A 20,318-nucleotide genomic window follows, 5' to 3' on the forward strand; every position below is an offset into this window, starting at 1 on the left:
ATAAAGCATTATAGCGGTTTTATATTATGATGGTTAGCACACATAAACAATGAACATTATGAAAAAAACAGCTTTATTTACAATAATCGGACTTCTCATGATAAACCTATCATTTGGACAAGAAAATGAGAAATATTCAGAGCTAATTAATAAGGCTTGGAAACTTTATGAAACCAAAGAATATTTGAAGTCCGCCGAAAAATATTCAGAGGCTTTTAATTTATCTAATGGTAAAGAAAAATCATCAGATAGATATAACGCAGCTTGCTCATGGGCGTTGGCAAACATAATTGATTCTTCATTTGTTCAATTATTCAAAATTGTAAAATATGATAATTACTCAAATTATAACCATATAACAACAGATACTGATTTGACAAATTTGTATCCGGATAAAAGATGGAATGAAATAATTGAATTGGTAAAAGTAAATAAGGAAAAGAAGGAAGAAAAATATGATAAAACTCTTGTCTCAATTTTAGATACAATCTATAAAGAAGACCAAACATATAGAATACAAATCAAAGGGATTGAGGAAAAATATGGCAGAGAATCTGAAGAAATAAAAAGACATTTTAAATTAATTCTTGAGAAAGATTCTATTAACTTAATTAAAGTAAAAAAAATACTTGATGAACGTGGTTGGCTTGGGACTGATTTAATTGGGAGTCAAGGAAATTCAACCCTCTTTTTGATAATACAACATTCGCCACTTGATGTTCAAGAAAAATATTTACCAATGATCAGAGATGCGGTAAAAAAAGGAAATGCAAGAGCCAGCAGTTTAGCTCTTTTAGAAGATAGAGTTGCTTTGAGAAAAGGGGAACGACAAATTTATGGAAGTCAAATTGGACGAGATCAAGTTACTGGTGAATATTATGTTTCTCCATTAATAGACCCAGATAACGTTGACAAAAGACGTAGTGAAGTTGGACTTGGAAAACTTACAGACTATGTTTCACGCTATGGAATTATTTGGGATATTGAAAAATATAAAATTCAACTTCTTGAATTGGAGGCAAAACAAAACTAAAAACGTGTACTAACATCGTTTGGCACACAATAAAAAAATGAAAAATCCATGAAGAAAACAACAATTTTGATAATTTCTGATATAAAACATTATAAAGGTTTTATGTTAGTTAAACAAACCTCCCCAAAAAAGCAGTATCGCAAATTAAACCAATAAAAAAATAGTTTTTCTACCTCCGTTTCTTATTCTTCCCGCTATATTTTACCTTATTCTTTCGTTGATTAAACGGTATGGCATCATCAAAGGTATGTTTGGCTTCGCCACTTGGTTTGTTTTTGCGCCATTTATCGTTATCGGGTAAAAGCACTTTTAATAAATCTTGTCGCCCTAATTTGTTTAAGGTATTTTTAATCCAATCTTTATTTTCATTTTTATACCAAAAGAAAAAACGATGCTGGTCATCTTTTTCTTTACGTGTTTTAGGCGTATTTACTTTAGTAAGTGTATAAGGATGGTAGCCGCTATAGTAAATAACCGTAGCCACCGTCATGGGGGTAGGTGTAAACCCTTGTACTTGCTCTAACTGAAAGCCCATGTCTTTGGTTTCGGCAGCTAAATTTGCCATATCTTCTACCTCGCAAGCTGGATGATTCGATATAAAATACGGTATCAATTGCAAGTTCAAACCTTTTTTTATATTAATCTTATCAAAACGCTCTTTAAATTTATGGAAATACTTGAAAGATGGTTTACGCATCAATTTTAAAACAGGGTCGCTGGTATGTTCTGGTGCCACTTTTAATCGCCCAGAAACATGCTTGGTCATGAGTTCTTCTGTGTAATCATCAAGCTCTTTTGGGTCGGCATTTTTGTTGAATTCCGGCACCAACATATCATGTCTAATTCCACTTCCTATAAACGATTTTTTAATTTTTGGATGACTATCAACCGCCTGGTATAACTTGGTTAAAGGCTTATGAGAGGTGTCTAGATTGCTGCAAATAACAGGTGATATACATGAAGGCGCCACACATTTATCGCATATAGACTGAATTTTGCCTTTCATTTTATACATGTTCGCACTCGGTCCGCCTATATCTGATAAATACCCTTTAAAATCGGGCATGTTTGCTACAATATCTACTTCGCGCATTACAGATTCCTGACTACGCGAGGCTATAAATTTACCTTGATGAGCCGAAATGGTACAAAAACTACAACCACCAAAACATCCACGATGGATATTGATGGAAAATTTAATCATTTCGAATGCCGGAATTGCTCCGCGTTTATTATACTTTGGGTGTGGTAATCTGGTGTAAGGCAAATCGAAAGATGCATCAATTTCATCTTCCGTCATAGTAGGGTATGGCGGATTAATCATTAAAGTCTTTTTGCCAACTTTCTGAAAAATACGTCTAGCAGCCAGCTTATTACTTTCCTGTTCTATAATTTTAAAATTGGAAGCATAGGCTTTCTTATCCTTTAAACAGGTTTCGTGCGATACAATTTCTACATCTTCCCAATTACTGTTTTTAGGAATATCTTCTTCAGAATCTATTAAAAGGGCGGTTTGTAATACCGTATTTATATTCTTAAAAGGCACCCCTTTTTGAAGCAATCGCACCACTTCGCGTAAGGGTTGTTCGCCCATACCATATACCAACATATCGGCTTTCGAGCTTTCTAAAATGCTAGGCATTAACTTGTCACTCCAATAATCGTAGTGGGTAACACGACGTAATGAGGCTTCGATACCACCAATTAAAATTGGCACATCGGGCCATTTTTCTTTTAATATATTACAATACACGGTGGTAGCATAATCGGGTCTAAATCCAATATCGCCATTAGGTGTGTAGGCATCTTTATCACGCTTTTTTTTGCTCGCAGTATAATTGCTAATCATGGGGTCCATACAACCACCTGTAACACCAAAAAACAACTTTGGCGCACCCAATTTTACGAAATCTTGCAAATTATCGTTTACATTAGGTTGTGGTACAATGGCAACACGCAAGCCATAACTTTCTAAAATACGCCCAATAACAGCGTGCCCAAACGATGGGTGATCTACATAGGCATCGCCACTAAACAAAATAACGTCTAGTGCATCCCAGCCACGTATTTTAACCTCTTTGTTAGTGGTAGGTAACCAATCTGAAAGTTTTAATTCTTGCATAACGCTGCAAAAATAGTCAAAAATAGCTTGGTAAACATGTTTTCGTATAAATGAGGAAAATTTGATGATGAATTATGCACTTAGGATTTTGAATTAGAAATGGAGAAATTATAGAGTTATTAACAAAAATAAATAATAACAATAGAGTCTTTCCATTGCGCTCGTGCGAAAAATTATCGAAATTCGTTTAACGTCTTGAATAAAGCATTAAAACGTAAAAGTTGTCAATATTATAATCACTCATCTAACAAGTTATGAATTGGATTTCAGGAGTTATTATCATTCTAATTATATTATTTCTTTTAAGTAATTACAAAAAGAAAAAAAGAATAAAAAAAACTCGAAATGATGTAATAAGCAATTGGGGTAAACAGAAACGCCAAGATGAATTTCATTTTCCATCAATTGAAAAATACTTCATTAATAACAATCTAAAAAAAGATGCCTATCATATAATATCTGATCGATGCGCAACTGATTTAGATATTAATGAGACATTTAAAATAATTGATAGAACTTCTTCAAAAATTGGACAACAATATCTATACTACAAATTAAGAACAATTGAAAAGCAAGATAGACTATTGGCCTTTAATAAACTTACTCTTTTATTTGAAAAAAATGAAGATTTAAGATTAAAAACTCAGTTAGTTTTAACCAATTTAAACTCTAACGACTCTTATTTATTTGAGGAGTTGGTTACATCACAACCTATAGAAAAACCAAAAATAATATGGTTAATTTACACATTATCTATCTTATCATTGACTTTCATTTTTTTAGGTTTATTTTACCCCATTTTCTTTATTCTTCTTATTCCAATATTTGCCATAAATCTTGTGTTTCACTTTAAAAATAAATGGGAAGTTTCAAATTATATTGATGGTGTAAGCCAACTTTCAAAAGCACTTAATGTTTCAAAAAGTATTATAAGTGATGAGGAAATTAAAAATCATTTTAATGACACTTCGTTTATCAAAGAAATTGAAAAAATCAGTTTTAAAACAGCATTTATAAGTTTTGAAAAGAAAGTTGATAATGAGTTCGCAATTGTCTTTTGGGTAGCATCAGAATTTATAAAAGTTATTTTCAATTTTGAGTATATTATTTTCTTTAGTTTCATTGAGTCAATTACAAAAAGAAAAGAAGACCTGAAAAAGATGTTTCATTTTATAGGAGAAATTGATTCAGCTATTTCTACTGCATCACTCAAAGCCAGTGAATATGAATTGTGTCAACCAAATTTTGTCGAAGAAAAAAAAATGGTAATCAAAGATATTTACCATCCTTTAATTAAAAACTGTGTTGTTAACGATTTAGCTTTAATAGATAAAAGTTTATTATTAACTGGTTCAAATATGTCTGGAAAGACAACATTTATTAGAAGTGTTTCAATAAATAGTGTTTTAGCTCAAACGATAAACGTTTGTTTTGCTAAAAAATATAGTGCACCATTTTTAAAATTATACTCTTCAATAAGAATCACTGATGCTATATTAGAAAATACCAGTTATTATCTTGAGGAAGTGTTAATAATAAAAGAATTAATAGATGCTTCCAAAAGTAAAAATCCTTGTCTGTTTGTATTAGACGAAATTTTTAAAGGAACGAATACTATAGAGAGAATTTCGGGAGGGAAAGCTATATTATCATATCTTAATAAAGGAAATAATATTGTTCTTGTATCAACTCACGACATTGAATTGACTGATATTTTGAGTAAAGACAATTTTGAGCTATTTCATTTTAGTGAACAAATAAAAAATAATGAACTTGCATTTGATCATAAAATAAAAGAAGGAAAATTGAAAACCCGCAATGCGATTAAAATATTAGAATTGTACAATTACCCTGCAGAAATAATAGAAGATGCAAGAAAAACAGAAAAAATATCGTTTGCTAACAAATAACTTAGCTAAAAAAATACCCTACTACCGCTAAGTTCCACTTAGTGGTATTATAAAATTCTATATCGACCAAACCAATATAAACCAGAGCAGACTTAATTTTAGCAACTTATGGTTTTTTTAATTGTAATTCTTTATGAACCTTGCTTTTGTAGAAAAAACCAACTAACTTAGTTTAACTTTGGATATAAAACATTAAAACGATTTCATATCCTTGTAGTTGTGTGCAAGCTGAAAAAAAACACTAATATTAAATTGAAATAAAATATGGAATGGATTTTTGACGGAATTGGAACTGCGATTATAACCTTAATTTTGGGACTTCTGACAGGTGGAGCAGTAGGCTACAAAATTGGAATTAATAAAAACACTGTGAATCAAAAACAAAAATCGGGTGACAATTCCTCACAAACCCAAATAGGAAGAGATTATAATGGCAAGTAAGCAAAACCAAAGAGCTGGGGACAATTCACAACAGTTGCAATCTGAAAATATGGTTGTGAATATTGGCATTGATGAAAAAAGAGCAAGAGAAATCTATCAAGAAATGAATTTGCAGTTAAGAAAAGATTATTCTCAAGAAGCGCTTAAAATTGCAAATTCAAGAGTTTCAGAATTTGAAGATAGATTACTGCCTAAAATGGATGCAGTTGATGGTGCACTAGAGGCATTTGCTGACCCAAGTTTTCAATTATTACTCGTGGAAGCTCAAAAGACAGCAGCGGCTTCAGAAAGACCAGCTGATTATGACCTTTTAGCAGAATTGTTAATTCACAGATTTAAGAAAGGTGAAAATCGTGTTACAAGAGCTGGAATTAGTCGTGCTGTTGAAATAGTAGATGAAATCTCTGACGATGCATTACTTGGATTAACTGTTTTTCATTCAGTAACCTATTTCGTACCTGTAAGTGGCGATATTTATCAAGGATTAATAGTGTTAAATGACTTATTTGGTAAACTATTCTATTGTAACCTTCCAATCGGCAATGAATGGCTTGACCATTTAGATATACTGGATGCAGTTAGAGTAAGTAATTTTGGTAAATTAAAGAAAGTGGAAGATTATTATTCTGATATGTTGAGTGGTTATGTAGACAATGGTATCGAGAAAAATTCTGAAAATTATAACAAGGCTTTGAGTATTCTGAAAATTAACAATTTACCGCAAAACATATTAATTGAACACGTATTAAATCCTGACTATGTAAGAATTAATCTTCCGAATAAAGACCAAATTAATTCTCTAACTTTACAACGTCCAATAGCTCAAAATAATCAATTCTTTTTGCGGACTATTCCATTATCCGAAGAACAAATTAATGGAATTAAAGAAATTTATGATTTATACAAGGTCGATAACAATGTAAAGCAACAGAATATCAATAAATTTAAAGAAGAATGGGACAAACAACCAAATCTAAATATACTCAAAGAATGGTGGGATAAAATAAGAGTTAGTATACAATTGACTTCAGTCGGTAAAGTATTAGCTCATTCGAATGCACAAAGATGCGACAAAAATTTACCACCATTAGACTAATAAAAGCCAGCCCCAGCTACCGCTAAGTTCCGCTTAGTGGTATTATAAAATTCTGAATCGACCAAACCAATATATTCCGGAGCCGAATTAATTATAGCACCTAATGGTTTTTTTTAATTGTAATTCTTTATGAGCACATTAACAAAAAAACAGAGACCTTTATCTCTGTTTTATGTAGCTTTTAATACTTAATGCCAGAATAATCTATCGCTTTCAATGAAAGTTAGCTTAGTAGTTATTTATTTCTTAACTTTTACATAATCGGTGTGAGAATAAAAGACTTTTGCCATGGTTTTTAATTTCTCCCAAACGGCTTTGTCTCCAAAATCGCCAACCATTTCTCCTGAAGGTGTGTAAATTCTATCTCTGTCTTCAATGCTGTTAAATGATAAAATAAAAGCGTAGAGATTTGTACGATTACCACGGTCTCCTTTAAATAAAGAAAATGATTGTCCCTTCATTTTGTCGTAAATAGGCTTAATTTCATTTAACACAAAAGTTTCAAACGCTTTTGCATCTTGACCGGGTAGCAATTCAACATCATGAACAGCAACTACATCTGGTGAAGCACTTTTTAATTTTGCTAATTCGGACTGATTTTTTTGTGCATTTAAATTAATTGTAAAAAACAATAAAAATGCCATTACGGTTACTGATTTCATAATTTTATGGTTTTAGTTAATAGTTTATTTTTATAAGATACTCAAAATAAGCGTATTAAATAAATTTTTGTTGGTTTATTTCAGCATTTCAAGTTATCTGTAAGCTGCGTTAGGGATAGGAGCGGAAAGCCCACAGCGACCCCGTCCCGATAGCTATCGGGAGAGGGGGAGCGAGGACTTGTAGCGTATAGCCCGACCTTTAGGTAACGCCCATATTTTAATTATTTCTTAATTGTTGGATTATGGGATTTGTTTGTTGTAATTTTGCGGCAAGTAAATCGCCTTATCGCTCTTGTGCTGAATTTATTTCAGTACTTGGGAGGAAAGTCCGAACACCGAAGTGCAACATAGTGGTTAATGGCCACCAGCCGTGAGGTTAGGAAAAGTGCAACAGAAAGTATGTACAGGTAATGCTGTAGTGAAACCAGGTAAACTCTATGTGGTGCAATGCCATGTATACCAACGTTCCGATAGCTATCGGGAGAGGGCGGCACGCTCGATTGTTGGAGGGTAGGCAGCTAAAGTGTATTGGTAACAATGCACTGAGATAAATGATAGGGGTGTTTTGTTCTTGATTTAGATCGCGATGCTTCGGGACTGAAACGAGATTAAGACATACAGAATTCGGCTTATAGATTTACTTACTTATAATTAATAAACCCTTCTTAGATATTTTTAAGAAGGGTTTATAGTTAAAAATTGGTTGGTTGATTTATTTTTTGGGTGAATACGATAAATCTGGTCGCATTTCTCCACTGTATTCTTCGACTCTTGTCGCATAATCCATTACCTTTCTAAAAGTGTCCCAGCGTTCTGGCCCTAATACATCTTTGTTAGCTTTACTCTTGGTTGCAGAATCGATTTCGTCTTTCGAGGAAGCTGCCACTAAATAATAGTCTTCTGATGTACCAAATCCGTTTCTATAAATACGATAATACACTTTAGATTTCTTGGTTGTATATAAATCTTTAACAGCTTTCATGCCTTCGCGCACCTTTGCGGCATTTTGTGGCGTAAAATAAATATAGAACCAATCGCGGTAATTTTCGCCCTCTTGTGTCATAGTAATACCTTCTGGCATATAACTTAAGTCTTCGACTAAATAAATAACGTATGTTCTGTGAGAATCGTAACATTTATCGAATTCCTCAAACATTTTAGCCCATTTGTCGCCCATAGCCTTTGCCATATCTGCAAACGGACGCTTGTCTAAATCTGCCATATTTTCAAGAGGTGAGATGTACATGTATTTCATGTCGTTGGTATTGGCAGTGACCCAACTTGTTTGTGGATTATGCATTTTACAGGCTTCGTTAAATTCTTTGGCAATTTTTTCGTAATGCATAAACATTGAAGGTTTCACATTATCTTGATGTATTTGATACATTTTTTGTGCCTGCGACATGTTAAAGGCAAGACAGAAAATGAGCGCCAGTAAAATTGTTGATTTAATTGTTTTCATAATATTTTGTTTTGGTTGATTAAATTAATTAGCTTTTTGGTGGTGCGATTCCCAGTTGGTTAAACATGGTTAGATTATCGAAAAAGGCATCTTCTTGTACCGCCAGTCCATCTTTATTAAACGTCCAAACGCTCATGCCTAGCATATTAATTTTTTTATTTGTAGCCGCATTTCCTAAAAATTCTCCATTATGAGTTCCAGTACATCTCCAAGTAATTATTGCTTTATTGCCATTTATTTTAGTGTCTTCGAGCGCTACTTTAAAATCGGAAAATCCGGTAAAGAACGACGTCATCATAGCACCATATTCATCTTGATTATTAGCAATACGTTGTCCATTAGAGTTTCTAATTAAGTTAGGAACTGAAATGGCTTTCATGGCGACTTGGTCATTTTTATTCCAAATGGTTACCATATTTTTAATTGTGGTATACAAGGCTTTATCATCGACACTCATATTGTTTACGGCTTCAATTTCTTGAAGTGCAAGAATTATTTCAGATGGATCCCAATACCCATAATCCTCAACAATTTTTCCATCAATAAATCTCGCTGTTAAATGTATCGGCATTGTATATTCTTTGCCATTGGCCGCTAGAGTAGCTTTCCAGGTTCCCCAAAAGTTTACCCATGTTTTTCCTTCATCATCAAGTACCATTTCATATTCCTGTCCTTCTTTTACAAAACCCCTATCGCTATAGTTTAGATCGTTCTCTTTATGGAATTCCGGAATATCTTTGGAAGCCATATTAATTTTATTAAAACTAGTTTTAGAAGTGTCGGCATAATGGCTCACTAAAGCTTCATAATTTTTAGTGTCGTAAGCGTTAAGTACCGCTTTAAAAGTGTCAATTTCTGGCGAATTTTGTGTGTAACGTGATTCTTGCTTGTTACAAGCTGTGAATAGAATCACCGCTAATCCTAATAAAAAAAGCTTCTTCATGTTTATAATTTAATTGGTTAATATTAAATGTAAACCATGAACAAAAGCAACGAAAAATGAATCGTTTAACTAGAAAGTTCGAGTGTGGGACTCAAAAGGGAGAACTCTAATGTACTGAAAAAAAAGTAATTACAAAAATATATTTTTTATTTAGAGGTTTTCAAAGAAACTAAATTTGTTACCTCCATAGCTTTTAGTATAGCTAAAATTTTGCAAATTGGAAAGATCGGTATGTTTAGAATGCTCTATAATTAAGAGGCCATCTTCTAAGAGTAAATTGTTTTGAAATACGAGTTCTGGTATTTTTGAAAATGCCTCTTCTGTGAAATTATATGGCGGATCTGCAAAAATGATGTTAGCCTTAAAAGTAGATTTTTCTAAATATTTAAACACATCACTTTTTATTGTTTGAATAGGCATTTTAAAGCTGTTCGCGGTTTCATTAATAAATTTGATGCAACCAAAATCTTGGTCTACACAAAGAATGTCCTCAGTACCTCTTGAAGCAAATTCGTAACTAATATTACCGGTGCCTGCGAAAAGATCTAAAACCACCAACTCGTCAAAATAATACGTATTATTTAAAATATTGAATAAAGATTCTTTAGCCATATCGGTAGTAGGGCGTACCGGTAAATTTTTTGGCGCTACAATCTTTCTGCTCTTGTAAATTCCTGAAATTATGCGCATTACAAACTATTTATTAATGTAAAATTTGAATACTCAGACTTTGGAGAATCAACATATTTATAGTTGTCATTTCTTTTTCCAAAACTAATATTTCGAATGTATTTATAAGCGATATTGTATATGTCGTCTCCTTTAAAAACATCACCTAAAAAAACCAAATCGGTAGTTTCGGGATTTAATTTTAATTGCTCTGCCGTAAATAAAATGTAATAGATAAAATCTTCTTTAGTATTATAATCGAAGGTGTTATAAAGAATCAGTTTAGATTTATCTACAATTATTGTTTCAAAATGATTGTTACTCACATTTACATATATTTTAGGAGCGGTAGAATTTTTTTCGAAATTTAGAATTTCTTCGATTAAAATGGTCGATACATGCTTATAGGTAAAGGGTCCGAATTGGTCGTATATAAAGTTGTTAATACTCACATACGGCACGTAAATATTAATACTTTCGTTAATTACAAGTTCGTCTGTGGCTAAAAAGTCTGATACAAGAATCTTGGAATTAAATTTTAGATAATCGGCAAGATTATCATCATCAAATAATGGTTTGGGCACCAAGGCAGACAGATTATTGTCGTGCAATACGGTTATCGCACTAAAGTTATTCTGTATTATTTCCTCGGTATTTAAAGTCTGTTTTAACGTATCTAAGAGTTGTATATGATTAAGTCTTTTGTTTAAACTTAACTCTTTTAAAGTTAAAATAGTATTGGTATCTCTTTGCAGGATACAAAAAGAAAGTCCACTCAAACTTATTTGAATGGACAATTCTAAATTATTTAATTTGTTTATAATATTATTCGTTTGAGCCATAAGTTTTTGGCCAGTTTCCGTTGGTGTTAACCTCTGTCATTGAACCTACTTTTAATGCATCTCCATTTACTCCATCAACCGAAACAACTTGGTTTTCTTGAGCAAGCATATCTTTATCTTGATCATATAAAATAACATTCTTTTTAACTGAAGCTTCAAATACTGGAATTTTAATATCGTTTTGTTCAATAAATCCTGCTTTCAATTCGAATTTCTCACCTTCTTTACCAACTGGTACGTTCATCATTGTTTTGTAACGTGTAGATGTTTTAAATAATGAATCTTTTACAGGTACAAATCCTAAAGTATCAATAACTACAATGTCTTTCATCATGGTAGTTAAACCAAATCTTTTGTTAGCTTCAACATCTACCACACTAGAATCTTTTCTTTGCGTAATAGTGAATTTTCCAGTTTCAATAAATTTCACTAATTCATCATAACTATCTGTAAACTGCCCATTAACTTGTCTGTAAGCTAATTGAGAGTCTCTTATGTCCTTTAAATTGTTAATTATTACTTTATAACGTCTATTTTTTTCTTGGTTAAATAAAATAGGGGTATAAATAGACATGTATGTTTGGTAGGCCAAAAAGCCAATTAAAACCCAAAGAACCACACTTAAAATGGGCTTAAATTTGGAAGGTATAAATTTGTCAACTAACTTAACCAAGACAATTGTAAATAATACAACTGCAACAGCAATAAGAATAAATTTCAGCATAATCGTTTTTAATTAAAAAGTTTATTAAAGGTCTTTCGCAAATCTACAATTTTTTTTTAATCGTTAAAACGTATTGTGACTAAAAATCATTGCTATCTTTGAATAATTTGTAATTTAACTTAATTAATGACCTCTTCTGAATTTTATTTACTTATAAAACAGCAATTTCCATTTCAACCAACCTTAAAACAAAATGTAGTTTTACAACAACTTTCAGAATTTATTTTTAATTCGTCGCCCAATGCGCTTTACATGCTTAAAGGCTATGCAGGTACTGGAAAAACGACAATTGTGGGCACTATAGTGAATAATTTATGGAAAGCTAAGAAGAGTTCTGTGCTCATGGCGCCAACCGGTAGAGCGGCAAAAGTAATATCTAATTACTCTGGAAAAGAGGCGTTTACAATACATAAAAAGATATATTTTCCTAAGAAAGAGAAGGGTGGTGGCGTGTCGTTTGTACTGCAACCTAACAAGCATAAAAACACTATTTTTATCGTAGACGAAGCATCGATGATTCCAGATACCCCTAGCGACTCAAAAGCCTTCGAAAACGCGTCTCTATTAGACGATTTAATACAATATGTGTACTCTGGGCATCATTGCAAGCTACTTTTAATAGGTGATACCGCGCAGTTACCTCCTGTGAAATTAGATTTAAGCCCTGCTTTAGATGAAAATATGCTCGCCTTAACTTATAATAAGGAAGTAACTAAAATGGAATTAGATGAAGTGGTTAGACAAGAACAAGATTCTGGAATTCTTGCCAATGCAACAGTTTTGCGGGATGCCTTAACCAACGAGATTTGCGATAGTTTTAAATTCGATTTAGCAGATTATAAAGATATTATAAGGCTTATTGACGGACAAGAAATTATGGATGCCATAAACGATTCTTACAGTAATTTAGGAAATGAAGAAACAGCTATTATTGTTCGCAGTAATAAACGCGCTAATTTATACAACCAGCAAATTAGAAATCGCATATTGTATAACGAAAGCGAATTGTCGGCCGGAGATTTTTTAATGGTTGTAAAAAATAATTATTTTTGGATAAAGCCCACAACCGAAGCTGGTTTTATAGCTAATGGTGATATTATTGAAGTCTTAGAAATTTTTAGCATTACGGAATTATATGGATTTCGTTTTGCCGAAGTGAAAATACGCATGGTAGATTATCCAAAAATGAGACCGTTTGAAACAGTTTTACTTTTAGATACTATTAAGTCTGAAACACCATCTTTATCTTATGAAGATTCCAACAGATTGTATCAAGAAGTCATGAAAGATTTTGAAAATGAAACCAGTAACTATAAAAAATTCTTAAAGGTGAAAGGAAGCAAGCATTTCAATGCTTTGCAAGTTAAGTTTTCGTATGCTATAACCTGTCATAAATCGCAAGGTGGCCAATGGAATACCGTATTTGTAGAACAGCCCTATTTACCAAATGGTGTAGATAAAGAATATTTACGTTGGCTATACACCGCTGCCACCAGAGCCAAAGAAAAATTGTATCTTATTGGTTTTAAAGATGAATTTTTTGAAGACTAATTTTTATCAAATGTAAAACATGACCATTGAAACTGTTATAAGTGTGTGCTTGGGAATCGGACTCGCGGCATCTGTAGGATTTCGGGTGTTTTTACCATTATTTGCATTAAGCTTGGCAGCCTATTTTGATGCGTGGCAGCTTAATGAATCTTGGCAATGGATTGGTAGTACAACTGCATTAATTACTCTAGGAGTTGCCACAGTTGTTGAGATTTTTGCCTATTTTATACCTTATATAGATAATCTTCTAGACAGTGTTTCGGTGCCATTAGCAGCCTTAGCGGGAACAGCGGTTATGTTATCAACGGTATCAGATTTAAGTCCGGTAATCACTTGGGCTTTAGCAATAATTGCAGGAGGTGGAACGGCGGCAGCAATTTCTGGCACAGCCACTACCGCACGTTTAGCTTCTACCGCAACTACAGGAGGTTTAGGAAATCCTGTCGTTTCAAGCATAGAATCAGGGACAGCTTTAATTATGTCTGTAATTTCCATATTTCTGCCTATAGTAGCAATCGTTTTAGTAGCAATTATATTTTATATAATCTATAAAATGTATAAAAAGTTTAAACTAAATAAAACTTAAATCCTCCAAATAATATTATATTTTTGAAGTAGAATTAATAACATTACATGAAAATAATATCAATGATTCCGGCACGATATCGTGCATCGCGCTTTCCAGGGAAACTTATGCAAGATCTTGGAGGTAAATCTGTAATTCTTCGTACTTATGAAGCTACCGTTAACACTAAGTTGTTCGACGATGTAATAGTCGTAACCGATAGTGATATTATTTTTAATGAAATTGTAAATAATGGCGGTAAGGCTGTTATGAGTAAAAAAGAACATGAGTGCGGAAGTGATAGAATTGCCGAAGCTGTAGAACTCATGGATATCGACATTGTAATTAATGTACAAGGTGATGAGCCATTTACCGAAAAGGAATCTTTAAAAAAACTTATCGATGTGTTTAAAGACGACCATAATAAAGAAATAGATCTGGCATCGTTAATGGTTCATATTACCGACGAAGATGAGATTAACAACCCAAACACGGTTAAAGTTATCACTGATAAATTTAATTTTGCGCTTTATTTCTCTAGAAGTCCGATTCCTTATCCAAGAGACAAAAATGTTGGAGCTAAATATTTTAAACACAAAGGGGTTTATGCCTTTAGAAAAGAAGCTATTCTAGATTTTTACAGATTACCCATGTTGCCATTAGAAGCATCAGAAAAAATAGAATGTATTCGATATTTAGAATATGGTAAGCGCATTAAAATGGTTAAAACCAATGTGCAAGGTGTGGAAATAGATACGCCAGAAGATTTAGAACGTGCCAAAAAATTATGGAAATAAATTATAGCAATATAAAGGTTATAGGATTTGATGCCGACGATACACTTTGGGTAAACGAAACCTATTTTAGAGAGGCAGAAATAGAATTCGGTAATTTATTATCCGAATATGAAACCCTAAATACTATAGACCAGGAACTTTTTAAAAAAGAAATGGAAAATCTTCCACTGTATGGATATGGCATCAAAGCATTTGTGCTATCTATGGTAGAAAGTGCTTTGCAGCAATCAAATTATAATGTGTCTACCAAAACCATTGATGCCATTCTAAACATTGGGAAAGACATGCTTAATAAACCTGTGGAATTGTTAGATGGTGTAGAAGAAGTTTTAAAACATTTCTCAAAAAAATACAGATTAATTCTGGCAACAAAAGGCGATTTATTAGATCAGGAACGCAAATTAGAGAAGTCGGGGTTAACAAAATATTTCCATCATATTGAAGTTTTGAGTGATAAAAAAGAAGCCAATTATTCCAGACTACTTAATCATTTAGATATAAAACCATCTGAATTTTTAATGATAGGGAACTCATTAAAAAGCGACGTTCTGCCACTTATAAACATCAACGCACACGCGGTTCATGTGCCATTTCATACCACTTGGGCACACGAACAAGTTACCGAGCAAGAAACCAATGGCAAAGCCTATAAAACAATAAGCAGTTTAAGAGAACTCATTAAATTATTAAGTTAGTTTGAAAGTAATTGATATTAATACCTGGAATAGAAAACTTCATTATAAGCACTTTTCAGCATTAAAAGACCCTTATTTTTCGGTGACTATTCCTATTAATGTCACAAATGCTTATAAGTTTTCGAAAGAGAATAATGTTAGTTTCTTTGGAAGATATCTTCATGACTGTATGAAAGCCATCAATGCAGTAGAAAATTTTAAATATAGAATTGAAAATGATTTAGTTGTTGCTTTTGATGTAATTCATGCATCGTCAACTATCATGCGGACCGATAATACATTTGGCTTTTCATTTATAGAGTTTAGCACCGATTTAAATGTTTTTTTAAAGAATATTGAAGCTGAAAAAGTCCGAATAAATTCAACGACAGATTTATATCCAACTAAAAACGGCTTAGATTGTATTCATTGTTCTGCATTACCATGGTTAGAATTTTTAGGTCATAAAGAACCCGTTTCTGGTGTTTTAGATTCGGTTCCAAAACTGGCTTTTAGCAAAACGTACAAAAAGAAATCGAAGATGATGATGAATGTGGCTATAAATGTAAATCATGCTTTGGTTGACGGGTACCATGTAAATGAATTTTCAGAAAAATTCCAAGAATATTTAAACAAGTAAGTTTAATAGTACTATTTTTACAACAAGAAAAAGAAAATTTTTTAAATGAGTTACAAAAACTTTCCAATGGTGCCAAGAGTTATTTTTGGCAGAGGTAGTTTCAATCAATTAAGCGAAATTTTAGAGCCCAAACGCTTAAGTATAAACTCCCCGTTTATATATTTAATAGACGATGTCTTTAGAAACAACGATGGATTATTATCCAGAATTTCTTTAGCCTACGACGATAAGATTTTTTATATCTCTACAAAAGAAGAGCCAAAAACATCGCAAGTTGATGCTTTGGTTGAAGAAATCATATTAATGACCAAAGAAAGGCCATCTGGAATTATAGGCATTGGAGGTGGTTCTGTTTTAGATTTGGCAAAAGCCGTATCTTTATTATTGACTAACGACGGAGGCGCGAAAGATTATCAAGGTTGGGATTTAGTAAAAAATGAAGCTATTTATCATGTAGGCATCCCTACATTGTCTGGAACAGGGGCAGAGGTTTCCAGAACAGCTGTGTTAACAGGTCCTGAAAAAAAACTAGGAATTAATTCTGATTATACACCGTTCGATCAAGTAGTTTTAGATTCTGAGTTAACTGCAGATGTACCTGTCGAGCAATGGTTTTACACCGGAATGGATTGTTTTATTCACTGTGTGGAATCGTTAAATGGTTCATATTTAAATACCTTTAGTGAAACCTATGGTAATATGGCTTACGAGTTATGTAAGGAAATATTTTTAGAAAATTCGCTATCAAAAGTAGAATCACAAGAAAAGTTAATGATGGCATCATGGCACGGAGGCATGAGCATTGCATATTCGCAAGTAGGAGTTGCACACGCTATGAGCTATGGTTTATCATATTTATTGGGGACAAAACATGGCATTGGTAATTGTATTGTTTTTGATTATTTAGAAGAGTTTTACCCAGAAGGTGTAAAACTGTTTAAGGAGATGAAAAAAATTCATAATATTGAATTACCACAGGGAATCTGTTCTAATTTGAGTGATGATGAGTTTAATATCATGATAAATATCGCTTTAAATTTAGAACCCCTTTGGGAAAATGCGTTAGGTAAAAATTGGAAACAAATTATATCAGCAAAAAAATTAAAAGAGCTTTATCAAAAAATGTAATATGAGATGGTTAGCCAAACTTATTTATTTTAAAATTTTAGGATGGAAAATAGTTGGCAACACCAATTTTTCACAAGACTCCATTAAAAAGGCGGTTATTATTGCGGCGCCTCATACTAGTTGGCACGACTTTTATATTGGTGTTTTATTGCGTGCTGTATTAAAAGTTAAAACAAATTTTGTTGGAAAAAAGGAGCTGTTTATTTTTCCTTTTGGTTTGTTCTTTAGAGCTTTAGGAGGCGCACCAATAAACAGACAAAATAATGAAAACAAAGTAGATGCCATTGCTAATCTTTTTAAACAAAAGGAAGAGTTTAGAATGACTATGGCGCCAGAAGGCACCAGAAAAAAAGTAACGGAATGGCGCACAGGTTTTTACTATATCGCTAAAAAAGCTAACGTACCAATTATCATGTTTACCCTTGATTTTGAAAACAAGCAAAACAAAATCTCAGAACCTTTCTATCCAACAGATGATGTGGAAGCCGATTTTAAATATATGTATAGTTTTTTTGAAGGTGTAAAGGGTAAAATACCAGAATATTCATAACCTATAAATATTAGGTAGAATAGGTGTAAAATAAAGCTGCTATTTAAGAATAAAAGCAGCTTAAAAAGAACTTCTAAACTGCTTTTATAATTTATATCTACTTTATAAATTTAGATGTTAATGTGTTAACAAACAACACATTGCCAATTTTATCATAAGCGTCAAAAAACTCGGTTGGGTTATCCACTTTCATCATACTTTCATGAAAACCAATTAAAGTTAAATCGGCGTCTTGAGAGTATTCATTAATAATATCTACGCGTTTTTTATCGCGGTCTAGCGGTAAAACTCTAATATTATTGGCCGATATAGGTAATCTTCCAGAGCTTGTAAGTTCTATTAAATTTTCTTCTTCTTGCTTTAATTCTTCTTTAGGGAAGGTTGCAAATAGCTTTATTTCTCCGTTTTTCCAATCGGAATGCCCTAAAATAATATACGATAGCAGAATCATCAAATTAGCATTGTCATAATCTTCCTTACGAATCCACACATGAATATCTTTCTTATATCCAAATCCTTTATCTGAACTGGCTAAAATACACAAATCATATTTTGCAGTTTTTAAAACACTAAAATTGTCTATTATATCCGATAGCCATTCTTTTTCACCTTTTTTATATTCAAAAAGCATCATGTTATTAGGTTGTCCGGAAATACCAGGTTGCTGAATGGCTTGTACAATTGCAGCAGTATTAGAAGGTGTTATAAGTGTTTCTAAAAATACATTAGACTTACTCGTTGATGCAATTTTAATTAATTTATCAAGTTTTTCGGCGGCAATTTTTTTAGATTCCGCTGAAAAATAACCTTTTTCAAAATGAATATAAGTTCCAAAGCCATAGCGATGCGATATCCATTTCATCATTTCTAAAGCACTCAAGCGTTCAAAGCTATCTTTAGATAAACAGAGTACAGCAGGTCTCCAATTTTCGTCGGTGTTATCTTTATCTGCTTTCTGCAAAAACACTTGCATTCGTCTGCTAAATTGATGAATAACACCTTGAAAAATGTTAGCCATTCCTTTTTTATTATCGCTTTTTGTAGAGATATATAAGTATAAAACAACCATTAATGCAATAGCTGCCATGGCGTAAGGTGTATTAATTTTAAACATCAAGTAAATACACATAATAGCCCCTAATAGCGACAAATACCATTTAGATTTAAATGAAGGTCTGTAAGAAGGATCTGCTGCAAAATGTTGCATAAATGAAATAAGGCAAAGCGACCCATAAGTCACCATAAAAAACATAGAAATAATTTCGGCTACCGCATTAACATCGCCCATCAATACAAAAACAACAGCGATTAAACTGGTTAAAATGGTGGCGTTTCTAGGTTCGTTATTCTTTTTAGTTCCTTTAGAAACCCAAAAATTAACACGTCTATTTGGAAAAACTTTATCACCTCCAATAGCTTGCAACGTTCTTGGAGCCACCATAAACGATCCCAGTGCCGATGAAATGGTTGCAGCAGCCAACCCAATTGGAATTATGGGTCCCCATAAGGCAATTTTACTCATTATTAATTGATCGCTTATTAAATCTGTCGGGCTTGCAGACGATGTTAATTTATAAGCAATAAACACATAAATAAACATACCCATAATTGTGGCTGCTAGAGTACCCATAGGAATTGACTTTTTAGGATCTTTTAAATCTCCCGATAAACCAACACCAGCCGTCATACCAGTAAAGGCGGGAAAAATAATAGCAAAAACATAAAAGAACCCTTTGTCTGATTCTACACCCTTAAATATTTGAGAGCTATCAAAAACATTGGCGTAGTCGGTAGTTCCCATAAAAAAAAGCACAAGTGAAATAGCCAAAATAGTAACTACTATATACAAAGCTTTCATTCCCAAATCTGCTCCTTTGGTAACCATAAGCCAAATTAATAGCAACAACGCAGGAATGGTAAACAATCTATTGTCATAAATTTCATAGCCAAACTCGGTAATCACCCAAGGTTTTATGGCATCAAAAGCTTCACCAAACGCAATAACATAGAATGCGACGCTAATGGCCTGCGATAAATATAAGGCGATACCAATAGCAGCTCCAATGTTTACACCAAACGAACGCGATATTATAAAATATTCGCCACCACCTTCAACTTTTTGATTGGTAGCAATTTCTGCTAATGCCATGGCTGTGGGGATTGTGACAAGATGTCCAATAAATATTATCAGTAATGTACCCATAAAGCCAACCGAACCAACAGCAAATCCGAAACGCAAAAACATAACGGCCCCTAGAATTGTAGAAATTGCGGTTAAAAATACCGGAAGCGTGCCGAAGTTAGCTTTGGAAGAAGACAGCGTTTTACTCATATTTTTTTATTTTACTTAATTTTATTTTTTAGACTTTTTAGGAGTTTAAAAGTCATCCAAATTAATGATTTTATTTATAACAAATTAATGTATGGCATAGATTTTGGTCTATATTAGCTGTGTTAGTAAATGAAACATAAAGTAAACAATTTTTTGTTCCTAAAAAGAAACATGGCT

General features: G+C 32.7%; 19 protein-coding genes and 1 other RNA gene. 12 read left to right on the top strand and 8 right to left on the bottom strand.

Going from position 1 to position 20,318, the window contains the following annotated elements; all coding sequences use genetic code 11:
• Window positions 1-58: 58 nt before the first annotated feature.
• Window positions 59-1,033 (top strand): DUF6624 domain-containing protein, encoded by a 975-nt coding sequence (locus tag ACFQ0I_RS10215; protein ID WP_379941920.1) that lies wholly within the window; start codon window positions 59-61, stop codon window positions 1,031-1,033.
• Between the two features lie 169 nt (window positions 1,034-1,202).
• Here ACFQ0I_RS10215 and ACFQ0I_RS10220 read toward each other — a convergent pair whose 3' ends face one another.
• Window positions 1,203-3,155, bottom strand: coding sequence for a YgiQ family radical SAM protein (locus ACFQ0I_RS10220; protein WP_379941922.1), 1,953 nt, complete (start codon window positions 3,153-3,155; stop codon window positions 1,203-1,205).
• Between the two features lie 254 nt (window positions 3,156-3,409).
• Here ACFQ0I_RS10220 and ACFQ0I_RS10225 point away from each other — a divergent pair, with 254 nt between their 5' ends.
• The 3 genes from ACFQ0I_RS10225 to ACFQ0I_RS10235 all read left to right on the top strand — a co-directional run bounded on the left by ACFQ0I_RS10225 (window position 3,410) and on the right by ACFQ0I_RS10235 (window position 6,602).
• Window positions 3,410-5,065 carry a MutS-related protein gene (locus ACFQ0I_RS10225; protein WP_379941924.1) on the top strand — a complete coding sequence of 552 codons (1,656 nt, stop codon included), beginning with the start codon at window positions 3,410-3,412 and terminating at the stop codon, window positions 5,063-5,065.
• A 264-nt stretch (window positions 5,066-5,329) separates the two neighbouring features.
• Window positions 5,330-5,506, top strand: coding sequence for a hypothetical protein (locus ACFQ0I_RS10230; protein WP_379941926.1), 177 nt, complete (start codon window positions 5,330-5,332; stop codon window positions 5,504-5,506).
• On the top strand, window positions 5,496-6,602 hold the full coding sequence (locus ACFQ0I_RS10235) for an LPO_1073/Vpar_1526 family protein (RefSeq protein ID WP_379941928.1): 1,107 nt from the start codon (window positions 5,496-5,498) through the stop codon (window positions 6,600-6,602). The genes ACFQ0I_RS10230 and ACFQ0I_RS10235 overlap by 11 nt, the downstream gene beginning before the upstream one ends.
• Before the next feature lie 239 nt (window positions 6,603-6,841).
• On the opposite strand, the gene ACFQ0I_RS10240 is transcribed toward ACFQ0I_RS10235, so the two are convergent.
• Window positions 6,842-7,264, bottom strand: coding sequence for a hypothetical protein (locus tag ACFQ0I_RS10240; RefSeq protein ID WP_379941930.1), 423 nt, complete (start codon window positions 7,262-7,264; stop codon window positions 6,842-6,844).
• A gap of 270 nt (window positions 7,265-7,534) precedes the next feature.
• Between ACFQ0I_RS10240 and rnpB the strand changes: the two genes are divergently transcribed.
• Window positions 7,535-7,912, top strand: an RNA gene (rnpB, locus tag ACFQ0I_RS10245) — RNase P RNA component class A.
• Between the two features lie 64 nt (window positions 7,913-7,976).
• Here rnpB and ACFQ0I_RS10250 read toward each other — a convergent pair.
• From ACFQ0I_RS10250 to ACFQ0I_RS10270, 5 genes are all read right to left on the bottom strand, one after another.
• Window positions 7,977-8,726, bottom strand: a complete 750-nt coding sequence (locus ACFQ0I_RS10250) for a hypothetical protein (protein WP_379941933.1) — start codon at window positions 8,724-8,726, stop codon at window positions 7,977-7,979.
• Between the two features lie 28 nt (window positions 8,727-8,754).
• Window positions 8,755-9,669, bottom strand: coding sequence for an ester cyclase (locus ACFQ0I_RS10255; RefSeq protein ID WP_379941935.1), 915 nt, complete (start codon window positions 9,667-9,669; stop codon window positions 8,755-8,757).
• A gap of 150 nt (window positions 9,670-9,819) precedes the next feature.
• Window positions 9,820-10,359 (bottom strand): 16S rRNA (guanine(966)-N(2))-methyltransferase RsmD, encoded by a 540-nt coding sequence (gene rsmD, locus ACFQ0I_RS10260; RefSeq protein WP_379941937.1) that lies wholly within the window; start codon window positions 10,357-10,359, stop codon window positions 9,820-9,822.
• Window positions 10,359-11,180 carry a DUF3822 family protein gene (locus tag ACFQ0I_RS10265; RefSeq protein ID WP_379941940.1) on the bottom strand — a complete coding sequence of 274 codons (822 nt, stop codon included), beginning with the start codon at window positions 11,178-11,180 and terminating at the stop codon, window positions 10,359-10,361. Before ACFQ0I_RS10265 ends, rsmD begins: the two co-directional genes overlap by 1 nt.
• Window positions 11,164-11,904, bottom strand: a complete 741-nt coding sequence (locus ACFQ0I_RS10270; protein ID WP_379941942.1) for a hypothetical protein — start codon at window positions 11,902-11,904, stop codon at window positions 11,164-11,166. Before ACFQ0I_RS10270 ends, ACFQ0I_RS10265 begins: the two co-directional genes overlap by 17 nt.
• A gap of 126 nt (window positions 11,905-12,030) precedes the next feature.
• Here ACFQ0I_RS10270 and ACFQ0I_RS10275 point away from each other — a divergent pair, with 126 nt between their 5' ends.
• The 7 genes from ACFQ0I_RS10275 to ACFQ0I_RS10305 are packed head-to-tail and all read left to right on the top strand — an operon-like array spanning window position 12,031 to window position 17,809.
• The gene (locus ACFQ0I_RS10275; RefSeq protein WP_379941944.1) at window positions 12,031-13,455 is read left to right on the top strand and encodes an ATP-dependent DNA helicase; all 1,425 of its coding nucleotides are present in this window, start codon (window positions 12,031-12,033) and stop codon (window positions 13,453-13,455) included.
• A 19-nt stretch (window positions 13,456-13,474) separates the two neighbouring features.
• A complete protein-coding gene (locus ACFQ0I_RS10280; RefSeq protein ID WP_379941946.1) occupies window positions 13,475-14,041 on the top strand; it encodes a DUF4126 domain-containing protein in 567 nt (188 codons plus the stop codon).
• 47 nt (window positions 14,042-14,088) lie between these two features.
• On the top strand, window positions 14,089-14,817 hold the full coding sequence (gene kdsB, locus ACFQ0I_RS10285) for a 3-deoxy-manno-octulosonate cytidylyltransferase (protein WP_379941948.1): 729 nt from the start codon (window positions 14,089-14,091) through the stop codon (window positions 14,815-14,817).
• On the top strand, window positions 14,808-15,512 hold the full coding sequence (locus ACFQ0I_RS10290) for an HAD family hydrolase (RefSeq protein ID WP_379941950.1): 705 nt from the start codon (window positions 14,808-14,810) through the stop codon (window positions 15,510-15,512). The genes kdsB and ACFQ0I_RS10290 overlap by 10 nt, the downstream gene beginning before the upstream one ends.
• A gap of 1 nt (window position 15,513) precedes the next feature.
• Window positions 15,514-16,131, top strand: a complete 618-nt coding sequence (locus tag ACFQ0I_RS10295) for a CatA-like O-acetyltransferase (RefSeq protein WP_379941952.1) — start codon at window positions 15,514-15,516, stop codon at window positions 16,129-16,131.
• A gap of 45 nt (window positions 16,132-16,176) precedes the next feature.
• Window positions 16,177-17,259, top strand: a complete 1,083-nt coding sequence (locus ACFQ0I_RS10300) for an iron-containing alcohol dehydrogenase family protein (protein ID WP_379941954.1) — start codon at window positions 16,177-16,179, stop codon at window positions 17,257-17,259.
• A gap of 1 nt (window position 17,260) precedes the next feature.
• Window positions 17,261-17,809: a 1-acyl-sn-glycerol-3-phosphate acyltransferase gene (locus tag ACFQ0I_RS10305; RefSeq protein ID WP_379941956.1), complete on the top strand. Its 549-nt coding sequence runs from the start codon at window positions 17,261-17,263 to the stop codon at window positions 17,807-17,809.
• Window positions 17,810-17,906: 97 nt separating this feature from the next.
• Here the strand turns inward: ACFQ0I_RS10305 and ACFQ0I_RS10310 are convergent, their stop codons facing one another.
• Window positions 17,907-20,141 (bottom strand): amino acid permease, encoded by a 2,235-nt coding sequence (locus ACFQ0I_RS10310; RefSeq protein ID WP_379941958.1) that lies wholly within the window; start codon window positions 20,139-20,141, stop codon window positions 17,907-17,909.
• Window positions 20,142-20,318 lie beyond the last annotated feature (177 nt).

Source organism: Mariniflexile aquimaris (assembly GCF_042676825.1).
Taxonomy (GTDB): Bacteria; Bacteroidota; Bacteroidia; order Flavobacteriales; family Flavobacteriaceae; genus Mariniflexile; species Mariniflexile aquimaris.